This is a genomic window from Novosphingobium hassiacum, assembly GCF_014196055.1.
Lineage (GTDB): Bacteria > Pseudomonadota > Alphaproteobacteria > Sphingomonadales > Sphingomonadaceae > Novosphingobium > Novosphingobium hassiacum.
In genome coordinates this window covers 446351-462402 of the sequence record NZ_JACICY010000003.1, presented here as the reverse complement: position 1 = coordinate 462402, position 16052 = coordinate 446351, and the positions used below count along the sequence as shown (strand labels likewise).

At 63.1% G+C, this 16052-nt stretch carries 15 protein-coding genes; 8 read left to right on the top strand and 7 right to left on the bottom strand.

Annotated elements, in window-relative coordinates; genetic code table 11:
• The first annotated feature begins 63 nt into the window (after positions 1-63).
• From GGQ88_RS09335 to GGQ88_RS09320, 4 genes are all read left to right on the top strand, one after another.
• Positions 64-1614, top strand: coding sequence for a hypothetical protein (locus GGQ88_RS09335; protein WP_183612869.1), 1551 nt, complete (start codon positions 64-66; stop codon positions 1612-1614).
• 94 nt (positions 1615-1708) lie between these two features.
• Positions 1709-4420 (top strand): TonB-dependent receptor domain-containing protein, encoded by a 2712-nt coding sequence (locus GGQ88_RS09330; RefSeq protein WP_183612868.1) that lies wholly within the window; start codon positions 1709-1711, stop codon positions 4418-4420.
• Between the two features lie 99 nt (positions 4421-4519).
• Positions 4520-4867 (top strand): ArsR/SmtB family transcription factor, encoded by a 348-nt coding sequence (locus GGQ88_RS09325; RefSeq protein WP_183612867.1) that lies wholly within the window; start codon positions 4520-4522, stop codon positions 4865-4867.
• A complete protein-coding gene (locus GGQ88_RS09320) occupies positions 4864-5346 on the top strand; it encodes an SRPBCC domain-containing protein (RefSeq protein WP_183612866.1) in 483 nt (160 codons plus the stop codon). Before GGQ88_RS09325 ends, GGQ88_RS09320 begins: the two co-directional genes overlap by 4 nt.
• Here the strand turns inward: GGQ88_RS09320 and asd are convergent.
• From asd to pobA, 3 genes are all read right to left on the bottom strand, one after another.
• A complete protein-coding gene (gene asd, locus GGQ88_RS09315) occupies positions 5343-6194 on the bottom strand; it encodes an archaetidylserine decarboxylase (RefSeq protein WP_183612865.1) in 852 nt (283 codons plus the stop codon). The two genes, GGQ88_RS09320 and asd, sit on opposite strands and share 4 nt — an antisense overlap.
• A gap of 40 nt (positions 6195-6234) precedes the next feature.
• Positions 6235-6909 (bottom strand): response regulator transcription factor, encoded by a 675-nt coding sequence (locus tag GGQ88_RS09310; protein WP_183612864.1) that lies wholly within the window; start codon positions 6907-6909, stop codon positions 6235-6237.
• A gap of 148 nt (positions 6910-7057) precedes the next feature.
• The gene (pobA, locus tag GGQ88_RS09305) at positions 7058-8227 is read right to left on the bottom strand and encodes a 4-hydroxybenzoate 3-monooxygenase (protein ID WP_183612863.1); all 1170 of its coding nucleotides are present in this window, start codon (positions 8225-8227) and stop codon (positions 7058-7060) included.
• Between the two features lie 114 nt (positions 8228-8341).
• Here pobA and GGQ88_RS09300 point away from each other — a divergent pair, with 114 nt between their 5' ends.
• Complete coding sequence (locus GGQ88_RS09300) at positions 8342-9190, top strand: helix-turn-helix domain-containing protein (RefSeq protein WP_183612862.1); 849 nt, start codon at positions 8342-8344, stop codon at positions 9188-9190.
• Here the strand turns inward: GGQ88_RS09300 and GGQ88_RS09295 are convergent.
• Positions 9183-9728, bottom strand: a complete 546-nt coding sequence (locus GGQ88_RS09295; RefSeq protein ID WP_183612861.1) for a pseudouridine synthase — start codon at positions 9726-9728, stop codon at positions 9183-9185. The genes GGQ88_RS09300 and GGQ88_RS09295 overlap by 8 nt on opposite strands.
• Before the next feature lie 5 nt (positions 9729-9733).
• Positions 9734-10885: a cupin domain-containing protein gene (locus tag GGQ88_RS09290; RefSeq protein ID WP_183612860.1), complete on the bottom strand. Its 1152-nt coding sequence runs from the start codon at positions 10883-10885 to the stop codon at positions 9734-9736.
• A gap of 105 nt (positions 10886-10990) precedes the next feature.
• Between GGQ88_RS09290 and GGQ88_RS09285 the strand changes: the two genes are divergently transcribed.
• The 3 genes from GGQ88_RS09285 to GGQ88_RS09275 are packed head-to-tail and all read left to right on the top strand — an operon-like array spanning position 10991 to position 13259.
• Positions 10991-12124: a cobalamin-independent methionine synthase II family protein gene (locus GGQ88_RS09285; RefSeq protein ID WP_183612859.1), complete on the top strand. Its 1134-nt coding sequence runs from the start codon at positions 10991-10993 to the stop codon at positions 12122-12124.
• Entirely contained in the window at positions 12121-12513 is a 393-nt protein-coding gene (locus GGQ88_RS09280) for a nuclear transport factor 2 family protein (RefSeq protein ID WP_183612858.1), read from the top strand. The genes GGQ88_RS09285 and GGQ88_RS09280 overlap by 4 nt, the downstream gene beginning before the upstream one ends.
• Positions 12510-13259 carry an IclR family transcriptional regulator domain-containing protein gene (locus GGQ88_RS09275; RefSeq protein WP_183612857.1) on the top strand — a complete coding sequence of 250 codons (750 nt, stop codon included), beginning with the start codon at positions 12510-12512 and terminating at the stop codon, positions 13257-13259. Before GGQ88_RS09280 ends, GGQ88_RS09275 begins: the two co-directional genes overlap by 4 nt.
• Before the next feature lie 35 nt (positions 13260-13294).
• Here the strand turns inward: GGQ88_RS09275 and GGQ88_RS09270 are convergent, their stop codons facing one another.
• Positions 13295-14134, bottom strand: coding sequence for a beta-etherase (locus GGQ88_RS09270; protein WP_183612856.1), 840 nt, complete (start codon positions 14132-14134; stop codon positions 13295-13297).
• A 276-nt stretch (positions 14135-14410) separates the two neighbouring features.
• Positions 14411-15799: a syringate O-demethylase gene (desA, locus tag GGQ88_RS09265; RefSeq protein WP_183612855.1), complete on the bottom strand. Its 1389-nt coding sequence runs from the start codon at positions 15797-15799 to the stop codon at positions 14411-14413.
• Positions 15800-16052 lie beyond the last annotated feature (253 nt).

Sequence of the window (16052 nt, the reverse complement as noted above, 5' to 3'; positions counted from 1 at the left end):
CCTAGATCACCCCTCGAAGACGGCGGGAATGGCTCCTGCCTCGAATCCAGGGGGATACCTCACGTGAAGAATTTCCACGGCCTGTTCCTTGTCGGCTGCAGCGCCATTGCGCTCGCTGGCTGCGGCCCGACCGACATCGCTTCGCCCGGCACCGGCGGCAACGTCGTGATCAATCAGCCCACGCCCACGCCCACGCCGACGCCGACGCCAACTTCGGCACCGACCGTCGTCGCGGCTTCCGGCTGCCCGACCATCGCAGACCCTGCGGGTCTGACGGATGCCGGTACGGTAACCTCGTCGCAGGGTTCGTGGCGCGTTTGCACGCTGCCTTCGCGGATCACGCGTTCTTCGACGCTGCCCAAGATCGCAGGCCTGCTCTATTCGATGAACGGCCGTGTCGATGTCGGCACCGATGCTGGCTTCAGCAGCACCAGCACGGGTGTCACGCTCACGATCGATCCGGGCGTGGTCCTGTTCGGTAACACCGGCACGTCCTGGCTCGCGGTTAACCGCGGCAACAAGATCAACGCGGTCGGCACTGTCGCCGCGCCAATCATCTTCACCAGCCGGGACAATGTGCTCGGCCTGAACGGTGAAACGTCGCAGGGCCAGTGGGGCGGCGTCGTGCTGATGGGCCGTGCGCCGATCACCGACTGCACCACCGGTTCGGTCGCCAGCGGCGGCACGGCCAGCACTTGCGAGCGCCAGACAGAAGGCGCGGCTGACCCTGCGCTGTTCGGCGGCACCAATTCGGCTGATAGCAGTGGCACGATGAAGTACGTGCAGATCCGCTACTCGGGCTTCGTGCTGGGTTCGAACTCCGAACTGCAGGCACTGACCCTTGAAGGCATCGGCTCGGGCACGGACATCGAATATATCCAGAGCTACAACAGCTCGGACGATGGTGCTGAATTCTTCGGCGGCACGGTCAACATGAAGCACTACATCTCGGTCGGTGCGGACGATGACAGTCTCGACATGGACACCGGCGTTCAGGCGAACCTCCAGTACCTTCTGCTGATCCAGCGGGCAGGTCAGGGCGATGCGCTGATGGAGCTCGACAGCAACGGCAATGAAACGCAGAACCCGCGTCAGGTTTCGAGGATTTCGAACTTTACCGGTGTGCAGCTTCAGGCCAGCAGCAACAACGAAGCAAATGATCAGGCTGCACTGCTGTTCCGTGGCAACTCGGACATCTCGCTGTACAACGGCGTGATCAACACCCCGAACAACGAATGCATCCGCATGAACGGTTCGGGCACCACGCCTTCGACCCTCACCGCGCGTTCGGTGGTGATGACCTGCAACTCCACCAAGTATCTCGGCACCGGCAGCTACAATGCCACGCAGGTTGCCGGTTTCTTCGGTGCAGGCGCGAACGGCAACTCGGACTCGCTGACTTCGACCCTGACCGGTGTCTTCGTCAACGGCGCCAACGAAACCGCGGTAACTGCATTCAACGCCAGCACGGTGTCATCGTTCTTTGCCGCTACGACCTACATCGGTGCGGTCAAGGACAGCAGCGACACCTGGTATGCCGGATGGACCTGCAACAGCGGTGCCGCCAACTTCGGCGCTACCAGCACGTCGTGCACCCTGCTGCCGATCACCTGATCGGCCGCCCTTTCACGCAACGGGGGGTGGCCGCAACCGGCCGCCCCCTTTTGTGCAACAGATGACATTACATCCCCAGGGGGGAACAAGGATCATGACCATGTTGCGGCTCGCATCCACGCTGCTGCTTTCCACTGCGTTGCTGACGCCGGCGCAAGCCTGGGCGCAGGACGCCGCCCAGTCCGCAGCGCCCGATGCGGCGCCCGCGATCGCGCAAGGTGCTCCTGCACAGACTGCGGAGGAGGCAGCTACTGCCACCGCGCCCGACAGCGCCGCGCCACAGGAAGAAGCGACCGAAATCTCGATCCCCGGTGGCGAGATCGTCGTCACTGGCAACCGTGATCGCAACATCCAGCGCGCCGCTCCGCAGGTGGTCTCGATCCTGGGTGCTGCCGAAATCGCGCGTACGGGCGAGGGCAACATTGCCGGCGCCCTGGGCCGCGTCACCGGCCTCAGCGTCGTCGGCAACGGTTACGTCTATGTGCGTGGCCTTGGCGATCGCTATTCACTGGCGCTGCTCAACGGATCGCCGCTGCCTAGCCCCGAGCCGCTGAAGCGTGTGGTCCCGCTCGACTTGTTTCCTGCCAGTATCATCGCATCGTCGCTGGTGCAGAAGTCGTACTCGGTGAACTATCCCGGCGAATTCGGCGGCGGCGTGATCAACTTGACCACGCGTTCTACCCCAGACGAGCCGTTCATCAGCATCGGCGGCGGCATCAGCGTAGATACCGAGACGACGAACCAGCTGGGCTATACGTTCTACGGTTCGAGCACCGACTGGACCGGCTTTGACAATGGCCAGCGTGACCTGACCGGCGCGCTGCAGAGCTTCTTCGCGAGCGGCGCGCGCCTCAGCTCGGGCACCGTCGACTCGGCTGAAGTGGCCAAGGGCATCGTCAATACCCGCAACGGCCTGACCCAGCGCATTCCGAACATGCCGCCGAACTTTACCGGTACGCTGTCGGCGGGCAAGACATTCGACCTGGGCGGCGCTACGCTGGGCGTGATCGCTACGGCGGGCTACAACAACAAGTGGACCACGCGCGACGCGCTGACCCAGACCTCGGTCGACAGCGACCTTGCCGACCTGCAGTCCGATTTCCGCCGCGTTACGACCGACAACCGCATCGTCGTCAACGGCATGCTTGGGCTGGGGCTTGAGTTCGGCCGCAACAAGATCCGCTGGACCAACCTGTATATCCGGGACTCGCTGAAGCACACGCGTGTCAGCCTGGGGCAGCGCAACCAGACCACGGTCGATTACCAGCAGCAGGACACCGCGTGGTACGAACGCCAGCTGATCGACACCCAGATCGTCGCGGAGCTCAAGCCGTTCGATGGCGTCAGCGTCGATCTGCGCGGCGGCTATGCCAATTCGCAGCGTGAGGCTCCGTATGAGCTGAGCTTCGAATACGTACGCACCAATGTCGCGTCCGATCCACTGGGCCAGTATTTTGTCAACAACCTCGACGGCAATGCCGGGCGCGCGACGGTCAGCTTTTCCGACCTCAACGAAGACCTGTGGTCGGGCGGCGCGGACATCTCGTACAAGATCATTCCGACAGTCACCGCGACCGTGGGCTATGCCTATACCGATACCCGCCGCACCAGTTCGCGCCGCGACTTCCAGTTCCGCGCGGTCGATCTGCCCGACGGTGTGAACCTGTTCCGCCCCGATTACCTGCTCAGCAATGCGGTGATCGAGGCGTTCAACATCAATCTGATCGACACCAACGAAGGTAATCCTGCGTTCCTCGCCACGCTGCGCAACCATGCGGGCTACGGCAAGATCGACGCGCAGCTGACCGACACCCTGCAGCTTGATGCGGGCGTTCGTTATGAGACCGCCAAACTGGTCGTTTCGCCGATCGCAGTGTTTGCCGATGGCCTCACCGGCGCTTCGCCGACGAGCCTGAACAACAACTACTGGCTGCCGGCCGCGACGCTGACATGGCAGTTCCGCGATGACATGCAACTGCGCGTCAATGCGTCCAAGACGATCGCGCGCCCGCAGTTCCGCGAGCTGATCTATCAATTCTACTTCGATCCCGACACCAACCGCCAGTATCGCGGCAACCCGAATCTGGTCGACAGCCGCCTCACCAACGCCGAAGCGCGCTACGAATGGTACTTCGCCCGCGACCAGCGGCTCTCGTTGTCGGGCTTCTTCAAGCGCATCGACAATCCGATCGAAAGCTTCGTCGCTTTGGAAAGCGATAACTTCATCACCAGCTTTGCCAACGCACCAACCGCCGACCTGTACGGTGCGGAGTTCGAAGCACAGAAGTACATCGAACTTGACAGCATGGGCGGGGACTTCTGGGCAGCGCGTCGCATCGCGGTGGTGGCGAACTACACGTACACCAAGTCGAAGCTGAAGGTGAAGGAAGGCGACCAGACCTCGTACTTCCAGGCCGCATCGAGCCGTGCGCTGGACTACTTCCGCAATGGCTCGCCGCTCACCGGTCAGTCCGAGCACATCGCCAACGTGCAACTGGGGCTGGAGGACACCGACGGGCTTTCGCAGCAGACGCTTCTGCTGAGCTACGCCAGCAAGCGCGTGACCAGCCGCGGGCTTCTCAACACCGGCCAGCCCGACATCTTTGCCGACCCGGGTTTCCGTCTGGATTTCGTGGCGCGGCAGGGCTTCAAACTGTTCGCCAAGGAGCTCGAGCTGAAGTTCGAAGCGCGCAACCTGACGGGGCGCAAGAACATCGAATATCAACAGCTTGGCGACAAGCGAGTCGAGGTGAACAGCTTCGATGTTGGCCGGACACTGGCGTTGTCCGCCTCGCTCAAGTTCTGACTTTCCTTTCCCTCAACCACCCCTCTGGAGGCGGCCCTGTTATGGGGTCGCCTCTTTTTTGTTGTGTCTCGCTGCGGTCTATGTCAAACACTGAACTATATGGTTCAGTATAGCCCCGAACGCCTTGATGCTGCCTTTTCTGCGTTGTCGGACGCAACGCGGCGGGGGGTCGTTTTGCAGCTTGGGCAAGGGGACGCTTCGATCAGCGATCTGGCCGACAAGTTCCACATGACGCTCACGGGCATGAAGAAGCATGTCGGTGTGCTGGAGCAGGCGGGCTTCGTGGCGACGCAGAAGGTCGGGCGGGTGCGCAAGTGTCGGCTGGGCGCGCGGCGCATGGATGAGGAACTTGCGTGGATCGCGCAGTATCGTGCGCTGTGGGAGGCGCGGTTCGATGCCCTTGACGGGGTGATCGAGCAGTTGAAACAAGAGGAGACAAGTCGATGAGCCAGGATTCAGGAAAGCGCTCCGTTAGCGTCGAGCGCATATCAGACCGTGAGTTTGCGATCACGCGCAGCTTCGATGCCCCTGCCGCGCTGGTGTTCGAGGCTTGGTCGAAGCCTGAGCTGTTCCGGCAGTGGTGGACGCCGAAGTCCTTCGGGATGACCATTGTCTCGTGCGAAATGGATGTGCGGACAGGCGGGACCTATCGGCTCGAGATTGGGCATCCCTCGATGGACCAGCCCATGGCGTTTTTCGGGCGCTATCTTGAGGTCGTGCCCAGCGCGCTGATGGTCTGGACGAACGACGAGAACGGGGAAGGGCCGGTTACCCGCGTGACGTTTGCCGAAGCTGCGGGGCGGACGACGGTCGTTTATTCTAACGTGTTTGCGACCGCGCAGGCAATGGAGGATGAACTGGCCTCGGGCGCATGCGATGGCATGGGTGAGACGTTCACGCAGCTTGATACGGTTCTGGCGGGTTAGGCGGGGCGGGTGCCCATCGCTTCGCCGAGGCGCACGGCTCGTTCAGGGGCCCAATCGGGGTTGAACGCGATCGTGTCGGGCTGGAACAGCATGACGATCGTCGAGCCGAGCAAGAATCGGCCCATTTCTTCACCCTGTTTCAGGGTGACGTCGCCGGGGGCGTAAGTCCATTCGGAGAGCTTGCCGGTGCGTTTGGCGTTGACCACGCCGTGCCACACAGTGGCCATACTGCCGACGATGGTCGCGCCGACGAGCACCATGACGAACGGGCCGTGGGCTGAGGATTCGAACACGCAGACCACGCGTTCGTTGCGCGCAAACAGGCCGGGCACGCCGCGCGCGGTGACCGGGTTGACCGAGAACAGCGCACCGGGGACGTGGATCATCCGCGTCAGCGTGCCGTCGCACGGCATGTGCAGGCGGTGATAATCGCGCGGTGAGAGGTAGAGGTTGGCAAAGCTGCCATGGCGGAAGTGGGCGGCAAGCGTGGCGTCGCCGCCTACCAGTTCGGTTGTGGTGAAGCGGTGGCCCTTGGCCTGGACGATGTGGTGATCGTCGATCGCGCCGAACTGGCTGATCGCGCCGTCTACCGGGCAGATGAAATCGGCCTGCGCGAGCGGGCGCGCGCCGGCTTTCAAGGGTCGGGTGAAGAAGTCGTTGAAGCTGGCATAGTGCGCGATGTCGGGGTTTTCGGCCTCGGCCATATCGACGTTGTAGCGGCCGACGAACCAGCGGATCAGGCGCGTGGTGAGCGAGCCACCGCGCGCTCCGGCAATGCGTCCGGCGAATGCCGTCAGGCTCTGCTTGGGCAGGATGTGTTGCAGGAGGACTTTGAGACGGTCGGACATTCAGAGGATCTCGCGTAGCTTGCGCCACGCGGGTATCACATCACGGGCGGTCGAGCACATACCCCAATGAACGCACGGTGCGCAGCGGCGATCCCGCGCCGACATCGCGCAAGGCGCGACGCAACCGGCTGACCCAGGCATCTACGGTGCGTTCGTCGATCGGTTGATCGTGCTTGCCGAGTGCGGTGATCAGTTGCTGGCGGCTGAAGACATGGCCCGGCTGCTCCATCAGGTAGCGCAGCAGGCGCAGTTCGTTGGGCATCAGGATCAGCGCGCGTTCGCGCCAGCGGGCCTGCAGTGCGGCGAGATCGAGCGAGAGGTCGCCGAGCTTGAGCATGCGGGCGGGAGCATCGTGCTCAGGGAGTTGTACCGAGAGAACTCGATCGAGCAGCGCGCCGCGATCGAGCGGACCCATAATGTAGTCGTCAGCGCCTGCTCTGAGTGCACGGCGCTTGGTCTCGGCGTCATCTTCCTCGAGGATCATGGTGATGTGCGCGTTCTGGCCGAGTGCGTCAGCACAGCGCAGGCGGCGGCACAGTTCAAGGCCGGACATATCGGGCAGAACCCAATCGACGAAGGCCCATGGCTGGCCCTCCATGAGCGGCAGCGGGCCCTGCGATTTCCAGCGATGAAATACGACCCGCAGATCGGAATGGGTGAACGTCTCGCGCCCTCCGTCCAACTCCCCCGTCAGCAGGATATCGATGTGCCGCATTTGATGAAAAGCCCCTGTCAAACAGGGGCTTTGTGTCGCGTCAATGTGACGGGCGCATGACGATGTTACAGGGTCAGCGGTGGTCGAGACGGTGAATGCCCACCCTCAGGCCCTCCCTTAGGTGGGAGGGGTTGGGTGGGCTGCTACCTTATACCGGAAGCCCGACGTAGTTTTCCGCTATGCTCATCTGCGCAGCCGTGCTGCTGGCGATGTAGTCGAGTTCGGCGACCTGCATGGCGCGTTCGAACGGGCCGTCGTCGGGAAAGCGGTGCATCAGCTTGGTCAGGGTCCAGGAGAAGCGTTCGGACTTCCACACGCGGGCCAGCGCCTTGGCGGAATAGCCAGCGATCGCATCGTTGTCGGCCCGCTTGAAGTAGTGCGTCAGTGCATGGGCCGCGTAGTGGACGTCGCTGGCGGCAAGGTTCAGGCCCTTGGCACCCGTTGGCGGCACGATATGCGCGGCGTCGCCGCAGAGCAGCAGGCTGCCATGCCGCATCGGCTCGAACACATACGAGCGCAGCGGTGCAATCGACTTTTCGATCGATGGGCCGCGCGTCATGTTTGCCGCAGCGTCAGGGCCGAGGCGTATTGCCAACTCATCCCAGATGCGATCGTCGGACCAGTCCTCGATCTTCTCGGTCAGCGGCACGTCGATGTAGTAGCGGCTGCGGGTGTGGCTGCGCATCGAGGCGAGCGCAAAGCCGCGCTGGTGGTTTGCGTAGATCAGTTCGTGATTGCACGGCGGTACGTCGGCGAGGATGCCAAGCCAGCCGAAGGGGTAAACGCGCTCGTACTCGCGCGCGACGCTGGCAGGGATCGCCTTTCGCGAAGGACCGTGAAAGCCGTCACATCCAGCGATGAAGCGCGCGTCGATGCGCTGGGGGGCTCCGTCGAGAGTGTAAGTGACATAGGGCGCGTCGGTTTCGATGTCGAACACGGCGACATCTTCCGCGCCATAGATGACCGGCAGACCGCGCGCGGGGGCGGCGTCCATCAGGTCCTTGGTGATTTCGGTCTGGCCGTAGACGACGACTGTCTGGCCCGTGAGGTTGGCGACGTCGATGCGGATCAGGCGCTCGCCATCGGCCAGATTGAAGCCTTCCTCGACGAGGCCTTCGGCGCGCAGCCGTTCGTCGAGGCCGAGGCGGGCCATCAGGTCGACGGTGATCTGTTCGAGCACGCCTGCGCGGATGCGGCCGAGCACGTAATCAGGCGTCTGGCGTTCGATGACGACGCAGTCGACGCCTTCGGCCTTGAGCAGATGGCCGAGGAGAAGGCCTGCAGGGCCGGCTCCGATGATCGCAACCTGGGTTTTCATGGCAAATTCTCCCGCAAGCGCCGCTGCTGATCGGGGCGTCTTCCATGAGAGATTGACACAGGTAGCAGAGCGGAGGAATGCAAGCCTTGGACAAACTTCTGGTACTTTCGAGACATGGACGAAGCCATTCCCAGCTACGCACTCTACGGCGAAGGCGGCGCGCGTGGCTTGGCAAGTTTCGCGCATATCGAGACGATCGCCGAGCGTAGCGCGCTTCACGACTGGGAGATCGGGGTTCACCGGCATGATCATTTCGTGCAGGTTCTGCTGGTAGAAGAGGGACATGCCGAGGTCACTCTTGATGGTGTGGGTGAGGGGCTTGAGGGGCCGGGTCGGGTGATCGTGCCCGCCGCTGCGGTGCACGGATTCAGGTTCAGCGAAGGGACCCGCGGGTTTGTCCTCACATTATCGACAGACTTTTCCACAAGGGCGACGGGCCCGGCCGATGTGCTGATCAGGGCTTTGGCGCGGGGTGGGTTGGCTTCGCTGTCCGCGGCCGCCGCGACGCGCGCGTTCTGGCTAGCGCGCGAATTGCTGGCTTTGCAGGCGCAGTGGCAGGCGCACGATCCGCTGTTCCTTGCACTTGCGGAAGCGTTGATCCGCACGCTTGCGGGTGAGAGTGCGACAGATGATGCCGTGGCACGGGCGGACAAACGGCTCGACCGGTTCAGGCAGCTGGTGGAACTGCATTACCGCCAGCAGCGCGGCCTGGATTTTTACGCCGATGCGCTGGGAATGACGCGGCGGACGTTGTCGCGGCTGACCACGGCGCAGCTCGGGTGTACGCCGATGGCAATGATCCACGGGCGGGTGGCGTTGGAGGCGCACAGGCTGTTGCGCTATACCAACGCGACGGCAGCGCAGGTTGCGGGCGAATTGGGGTTTGACGACCCGTCTTATTTTTCGCGCTTTTATCAGAGAATTACCGGGCGGCGGCCGGGTGAGGAGCGGCGGGTCAGCTAGCCGCTTCGCGCCACTCTCCTTGCGCCAACCCGTCAAGCGACCAGTCGCCGATGCGCCAGCGCACGAGGCGCAAGGTGGGCAGGCCGACGGCGGCGGTCATGCGGCGCACCTGGCGATTGCGGCCCTCGCGGATGGTCAGCTTGAGCCAGCAATCAGGCACGATCTTGCGGAAGCGGACGGGCGGATCGCGCGGCCACAGCGCCGGATCATCGATGCGCTCGACCTCGGCTGGGAGAGTCATGCCGTCCTTCAGGCGAACCCCGATGCGTAACGGGCTAAGCGTCGCGTCGTCGGGATCGCCTTCAACCTGCACGAGGTAGGTTTTTGGCATTTTGAAGCGCGGATCGGCGATCTGTGCCTGCAGACGACCGTCATCGGTGAGCAGCAACAGGCCCTCGCTGTCGAGATCGAGGCGGCCTGCGGGATAGACGCCGGGCATTTTGATGAAATCGGCCAGTGTCGGTCGCACCGGACCGCCAGGCTCATTGGTGAACTGGCACATGACACCAAACGGCTTGTTGAACTCGATCAAGGCCATCGCGGTCAATCCTCGGCGTCGAAGGCAAGGCTGCCCTGGTTGATGAGCGTAGTTATCAGCGCGACAGCCTCGGCCGATCCGGCGAGCAAACCAGCGGTCTGCTCCATCGCGCCTGCACAAAGGTGCTCAGCAAAGTCGGCGGTCTCGGCGGTGCAGTCATATGCCTCGCCATCGACGAACAGCGTAATGGCACCGTCGGGCCGGCGGATGAACGAGAAGCGACTGGCTGGGTTGCGCGATAGTTCTGCGCCATCGGCAATCAGGTCCCCCACCGCGTCCTGCGTCAATTGCTCTTCGGGTCGCCAGTCCATGTCCGGGTACTTGGGAATACTGACGTGGCGACCGACCCAGCGCGTGAAGGCTTCGCGATCGGCGAGAGCTTCGGTGACCATCGCGTGCATGCGTTCAATGGCGTCGGCACGGATCTCGCCGGGGTTGAGTTGCGTCGTGAGGTCAGGATCGGCGTAGCGATCCTCGTCCGCGGCGGCATCGACCAGCGCATCGCACCAGCCTTCGATCAATTCGGCGCGAGAGGGTGCGCGGAAGCCAATCGAGTAGGTCATGCAGTCGTCGCTGGTCGCGACGCCATCGTGCGCGAAGCCGGGGGGCACGTAGAGAATGTCGCCGGGTTCGAGATCCCATTCGTCCGTGACGTCGAAACTGGCGATCAGGCGCAGGTCTTCGTGCGGGAGCAGCGGTGTGGCGGAATCGCAAAGCTGGCCGACGCGCCAGCGGCGGGTGCCGAGGCCCTGGATCAGGAACACGTCATACTGATCGAAATGCGGGCCGACGCCTCCGCCGGTGACGGCATAGCTGACCATCACGTCGTCGATGCGCCAGTCGGGCACGAAGCGGAACGGGGCGATCAGCGCGGCCACGTCGGGAACGTGATGATCGACGGCCTGCACCAGCAGAGTCCAGGGGTCCTTGCCGAGCTCGCCGAAGCGTTCTTCCGGGAGCGGGCCGCTTTCCATCGCCAGCCGGATGCCATCGCGCGAGATCAGACGCGATTCGACGCCTTCTTCGCAGGCGAGGCCCGCGAGTTCATCCGGGGCGAGCGGGTTGTGCCATTTGCCCCACGGGTTGCGGATCAGTAGCGGGCGTTTCTGCCAGTGATCGCGCAAAAAGGCGTCGGTGTCGAAATGGGCAAATTTCATGACGGTCTCCATGGGCGGGGGAGGGGCGAGTGTCAAAGTTGCTTGTTTGCAGCGCCAAAACGATTATGAATTTTTCACAGATATGAACTGTGAGAGGCTGTAGCGATGGCGACGATCAAGACCACCCATGTTGGAAGCCTTCCGCGCGGGGACGAACTGACCCCATTGCTGCTCGCACGCGACAAGGGTGAGCCTTATGACGCCGAGGCTTTCGACACCGCAGTTGCGGCTGCGGTCGATGAAGCCGTCCGCCATCAGGTCGAAGCCGGGGTGTCGGTCGTCTCGGACGGCGAACTGGGCAAGGTCGGCTATTCGACATACATGATCGAACGCCTGTCGGGCTTTGGCGGGCATATCGATCGCCGACCTGCCGCCGATCTGGCCGAAGTGCCCGATCTGGCCCGCAAGCTTTCGGGCATCATGGGCAGCCAGGAGTTCGTGCGTGCCTCGTGCATCGGTCCGGTGCGCAAGGTGACGCTCCAGCCGTTGCATGACGATATTCGCCGCTTCAAATCTGCGCTGGCCAACCATGCCGCGCCGGGAACCGAGGCGTTCATGAATGCGGCGTCGCCGGGGCTGATCACCGCATTCCAGGTCAATCGCCATTATCCGAGCCATGAGGCCTACCTTGCCGACCTCGCCGATGCGATGCGCGAGGAATACGAGACGATCGTAGCGGAGGGTTTCTACCTCCAGCTCGATTGCCCGGATCTGGCGATGAGCCGTCACACCGGTTATCAGGACGCGACCGAAGCCGAGTTCCTCAAGATCGCCGAGGCCAACGTCGAGGCATTGAATGCGGCGACGGCGAATATTCCGCCCGAAAAGATGCGCATGCACATCTGCTGGGGGAACTACGAAGGGCCGCACGATCACGACATTCCACTGGAACGGGTGATCGACATCGTGCTCAAGGCGCGACCTGCCACGGTCCTGTTCGAAGCGGCCAACCCCCGCCACGAACACGAATGGAAGGTGTGGCAGGACGCCAAACTGCCCGAACACAAGGTCCTTGCGCCGGGGCTGATCGACACCTGTTCGAACTACATCGAACATCCCGAACTGATCGCCCAGCGCATCGAACGCTTTGCCGCGATCGTCGGTCCGGACCGCGTTCTAGCCAGCACCGACTGCGGCTTCGGCACGTTTGCGGGCTATGGTAAGCTCGATCCGATCGTGACCTGGCGCAAGCTGCAGTCGTTGCGCGAAGGTGCGGACATCGCAGGTGCTCGACTGTGAAGAACAAGGATCGCCGCGCAGCCGAAGCGGACTGCGCCCGCTTGATCGCGCTCTACGCCAATCTTAACGACGAAGCGCGATGGGAGGAGGTTGCGGCGCTTTATGCGCATGATGGCGTGATGTTCCGCCCGACCGCGCCGGACGCGGGGGTTGTTGGGCGCGAAGCGATTCTGGCCGCTTTCAAGGCCCGTCCGGCAAGGGTAACGCGGCATGTCTGTTCGAATGTGGTGATCGACGTGGAGAGCGACGACACCGCGCACGGCACCAGCGCGATGCTGCTGTTTACCGGCGAGGCCGCGCCGCTGGTCGGATCGTTCCATGACCGTTTCGTGCGGACGGCGGATGGCTGGCGTTTTGCCGAGCGGCGCGGTAGCTTGTTGTTCACGTGAACGCAGCTCCACCCTCTAATCCAGTCAAGTCGGCGATGCGGACGCTCGATGTGATCGAGTACGTCGTCGCCAACCGGCAGGGCGCCGTGGCGCAGGAGATTGCAGGCGCGCTCGCCATTCCGGTCAGCAGTCTTTCGTACCTTCTGGCGACGCTGGTCGAGCGGGGATATCTGGCACGATCGGGGCGCCGCTATCTGCCGGGGCCGGGGCTGGAGCGGCTGCGGGCGCCTCAATCCGCGCTGACGCTGGAAGATCGCGTAACGCCGCTGGTGCGCGCGCTGCGTGCCGAACTCAACGAGACGTCATCGTTCATGGTGCGGCAGGGCTGGCAGGTCGAGGCACTGGTGACAGAGGCCAGCGATCAGGCGCTGCGCTATGCCGTCGATCCGGGCACGCGACGACCGTTGCATGCCTTGGCTGCAGGCAAGGTGCTGCTTTCGGCGATGGCTGAGGACGAACTGGCGACGTATTTTGCGGACGTGCCACGCGAGCGTCTGACCCTGACGACGCGGGTAGATGAGAGCGACTTGCGGGCCGACATCGAGCGGATCCGCGCTGAGGGTGTTACCGTCGCGCGCGAGGAGGCAACGCCGGGGATCTGCGGGATTGCCGCTCCGGTTGTAATCGATGGCGTGACAGTCGGCGCAATCAGCGTTGCGGTGCCCGCAGTACGCTTCGATGCAGCGCTTGAGATGCGCACGCGGGCGCTCGTCATGCGTGCTGCGGCGGCTCTACAGGGCGAATAGCGGCGGCGGAGCGATCCGCCGCCGGTTCACCGGCATCAGGCTTTCATACCGGCAGTGATGCGCTGTGTTTCGGCGCGGGTCGATTCCGGGCCGGTGTTACGCTTGTAGATGCCGCCCTGGCCCGCCGCGCGGTTGAACAGGTCGGGATCGCCTTCGCGCTGCTCGAGCCCGAACAGCGGGAACAGGCCGGGGTGACGCCCCAAGCCGTCAAACAGATCGAGGCAACGTTCGATCCAATTGCGCAAGGGATCGTCATTGGCCAGAACCGGGGTCTTGCACACCGAGGCGGTGAACAGGATGCCGCCCATGATGCGGTAATCGGCGTAGTTGGGCGTGGACCCGCCGAGCCACTGGTGCTGGCCGAGCGCGGCGCGCAGCGGTTCGAGTGCGGCGGAAATCTTGGGCAGTCGGTCCTCGCGTCCGGCCTGAACGTCCTCCAGCTTGCGGCCGAGCATCTTCTCGCGGCTGTGGGTAACGTATTCGTGGTCCTGCGGCAGCGAGAGGTCGCGGTAGTCCTGGCAGAAGCAGAACATCCACGGGCCGACCGCTGCGTTCCAGAACCAGTTGTCGAGCGCCTTTACGGTCGCGGCGACGCTTTCATGCGGGATCAGTGCGGGCCGATCAGGATATTTTGCGTCGAGGTATTCAATGATGCCCCAGCTATCGAGCACGGTTTCGCCGTCGTCGACGATCGCGGGCAGGCGTTCGGTCTTGCCACCCGTACGCTCGAGAATGCCGGTGAAGCCGCCGGGCACAACGTCCAGATCGAAGCCTTTGTGCTTGAGCGCATATTTGGTGGCCCAGACGAACGGGCTGATGGTTGCGCCGGTGCTGAGCGCGAGATCGTAGAAGGTAATGGTGTTGTTCTGGGCCATGGCATCCTCGATTTTCGTTGGATACAGTCTGCCATATATTGTTAGCAACACAAACTAAATATGCGACCAACCGACCTAAATTTATCGTCGCCCGGGGCTTGATCCGGGGTGAGGCTTTTCCTTCTGATTGTGGCGCGGCGGGTGGGAAAGCAAAGCCTCAGCCCGGATCAAGTCGGGGCCGACGGACCTTTGCGAGCTTGCAAAATTCAGACGCAAAAAAGCGCCGGTCCTGTCGGGAAGGACCGGCGCTCTCGGCATGAGGTGGCGTTCGAGGAATTACTTCTTCGTGCGCCAGCCTTCTGCGTAGTTGTCACGCGCCGCAGCGACATAAGGCACGGCCGATACGACGGCCTTGATCTCGGTCTGGACGTGCGGTTCGACGGTCGGCTTGCTGGTGCCGCCGTTCGGCTCACCCCAGAGCAGGCTGACTTCGGTGCCCGGCGTTTCGAAGCCTGGTTCCATCATCGCGAGGGTGAGGAACTTGCCTTCGTTGGCGGTGTAGCCGATCCAGGTGGATAGGCCGACTTGTCTGCCGTCCACCAGAACCTGGTCGAACGGGTGCATCGAATAGACCGCGCTGGGGTATTCCATGAACTTGGCGCGATCACCATTGGACAGCGCCGAGGACTGGACGCGCATGACATCTTCGTTGTCGAGCGCGAGCGTCACCTTGGTGCGGTGCTTGCCTTCTGCGGCCATCCTCGCGAGCGCGCTGCGGCCGATGAAGTCATGGTCGAACTTGACGAACGGCCCGTAACCCAGATCCCAAGGCGTGGTGTAGTAGCCCTCGATGGTTTCGGGCACATAGCTGCCGCCGACCGAGCACTTGGCTTCGTACGAATTGTCGGTGAGCCATGCGCGGTAGGGCGCGAGCGCTTCGCCAGTATAGATCGCGGGGAAGGGGGAGGGGATCCAGCCCGATTCCAGCGTGTTCGACGAATAGGCGCGGCCGCCGACCAGCGCCATCTGGAACGCCTTGCCGGCCTCGACCAGCGCGGCGTGAACCGCGCCATAATCTTCCCACGGTCCCATCAGTTCGAAGCCGGGCTGCCCCGCCATGCCGTGACGCAGCGCGCGCACTTCCTTGCCGCCGATGGTCAGGCGGGTCATGTGGAAGAACTTGAGCTCGGGCGGGGTCTTGCCGGTGGCCTTCTCGATGATCTTCATCGCGTTCGGCCCTTGGATCTGAAAGCGATAGCTGTTGCGCCTGCCGTCGCTGCGCATCGCCCAGCGCTCGTCGCGCTCGACGGTCACGTTCCAGTTGCCGCTAGCCGCGTGGAATTCGACCCACTCGATCGTCGGCGCGCGGCCGACGAGGTTGAAGTGGTTCTCATCGAGATAGAACAGGATCACGTCGCCGATGACATAGCCGTCGGGCGTAACCGGCACGAACTGCTTGGCACGATCGGGCTGGAAGTTCTTGAAGCTGTTGATGCCCAGATGCTCGAGCATCAGATAAGCGTCCGGACCCTTAACCGCCAGATCGACCATGTGGTACGACTGGTTGTACAGTACTGCGGTATGGCCCCATGCCCACTGCTCAGCGCGCCAGTTCGAGAATTCCGACGGTACGCCCGGATAGACGTTCGGCCCGACCTGCTGGTTGCGGACAAAGTCGACGAGGTTGCCGGCGCTCTGGATGACCTGCTCAAGCGTTTGGGACATGTATTGACTCTCCACTGCGATTTCGTTGCCCACGCTGTGCCATAACTTCACATGGATGAAAAGTTCGGAATGGTGAATTATGGAGGAAATCGTATGTGTTGCATACGAGATGCGCCACGCCACACCTCCGTTCGTGGGGGGGGGGGGGGGGGCCCCCCGCCGCCATTTAGAATCAGCGGGCGCCACCCCACGAGGTGTGGGGGCAGAAAAACAAAGAGCGCGACCGGGAGGGGCACCCCCGGGTAACGGACCG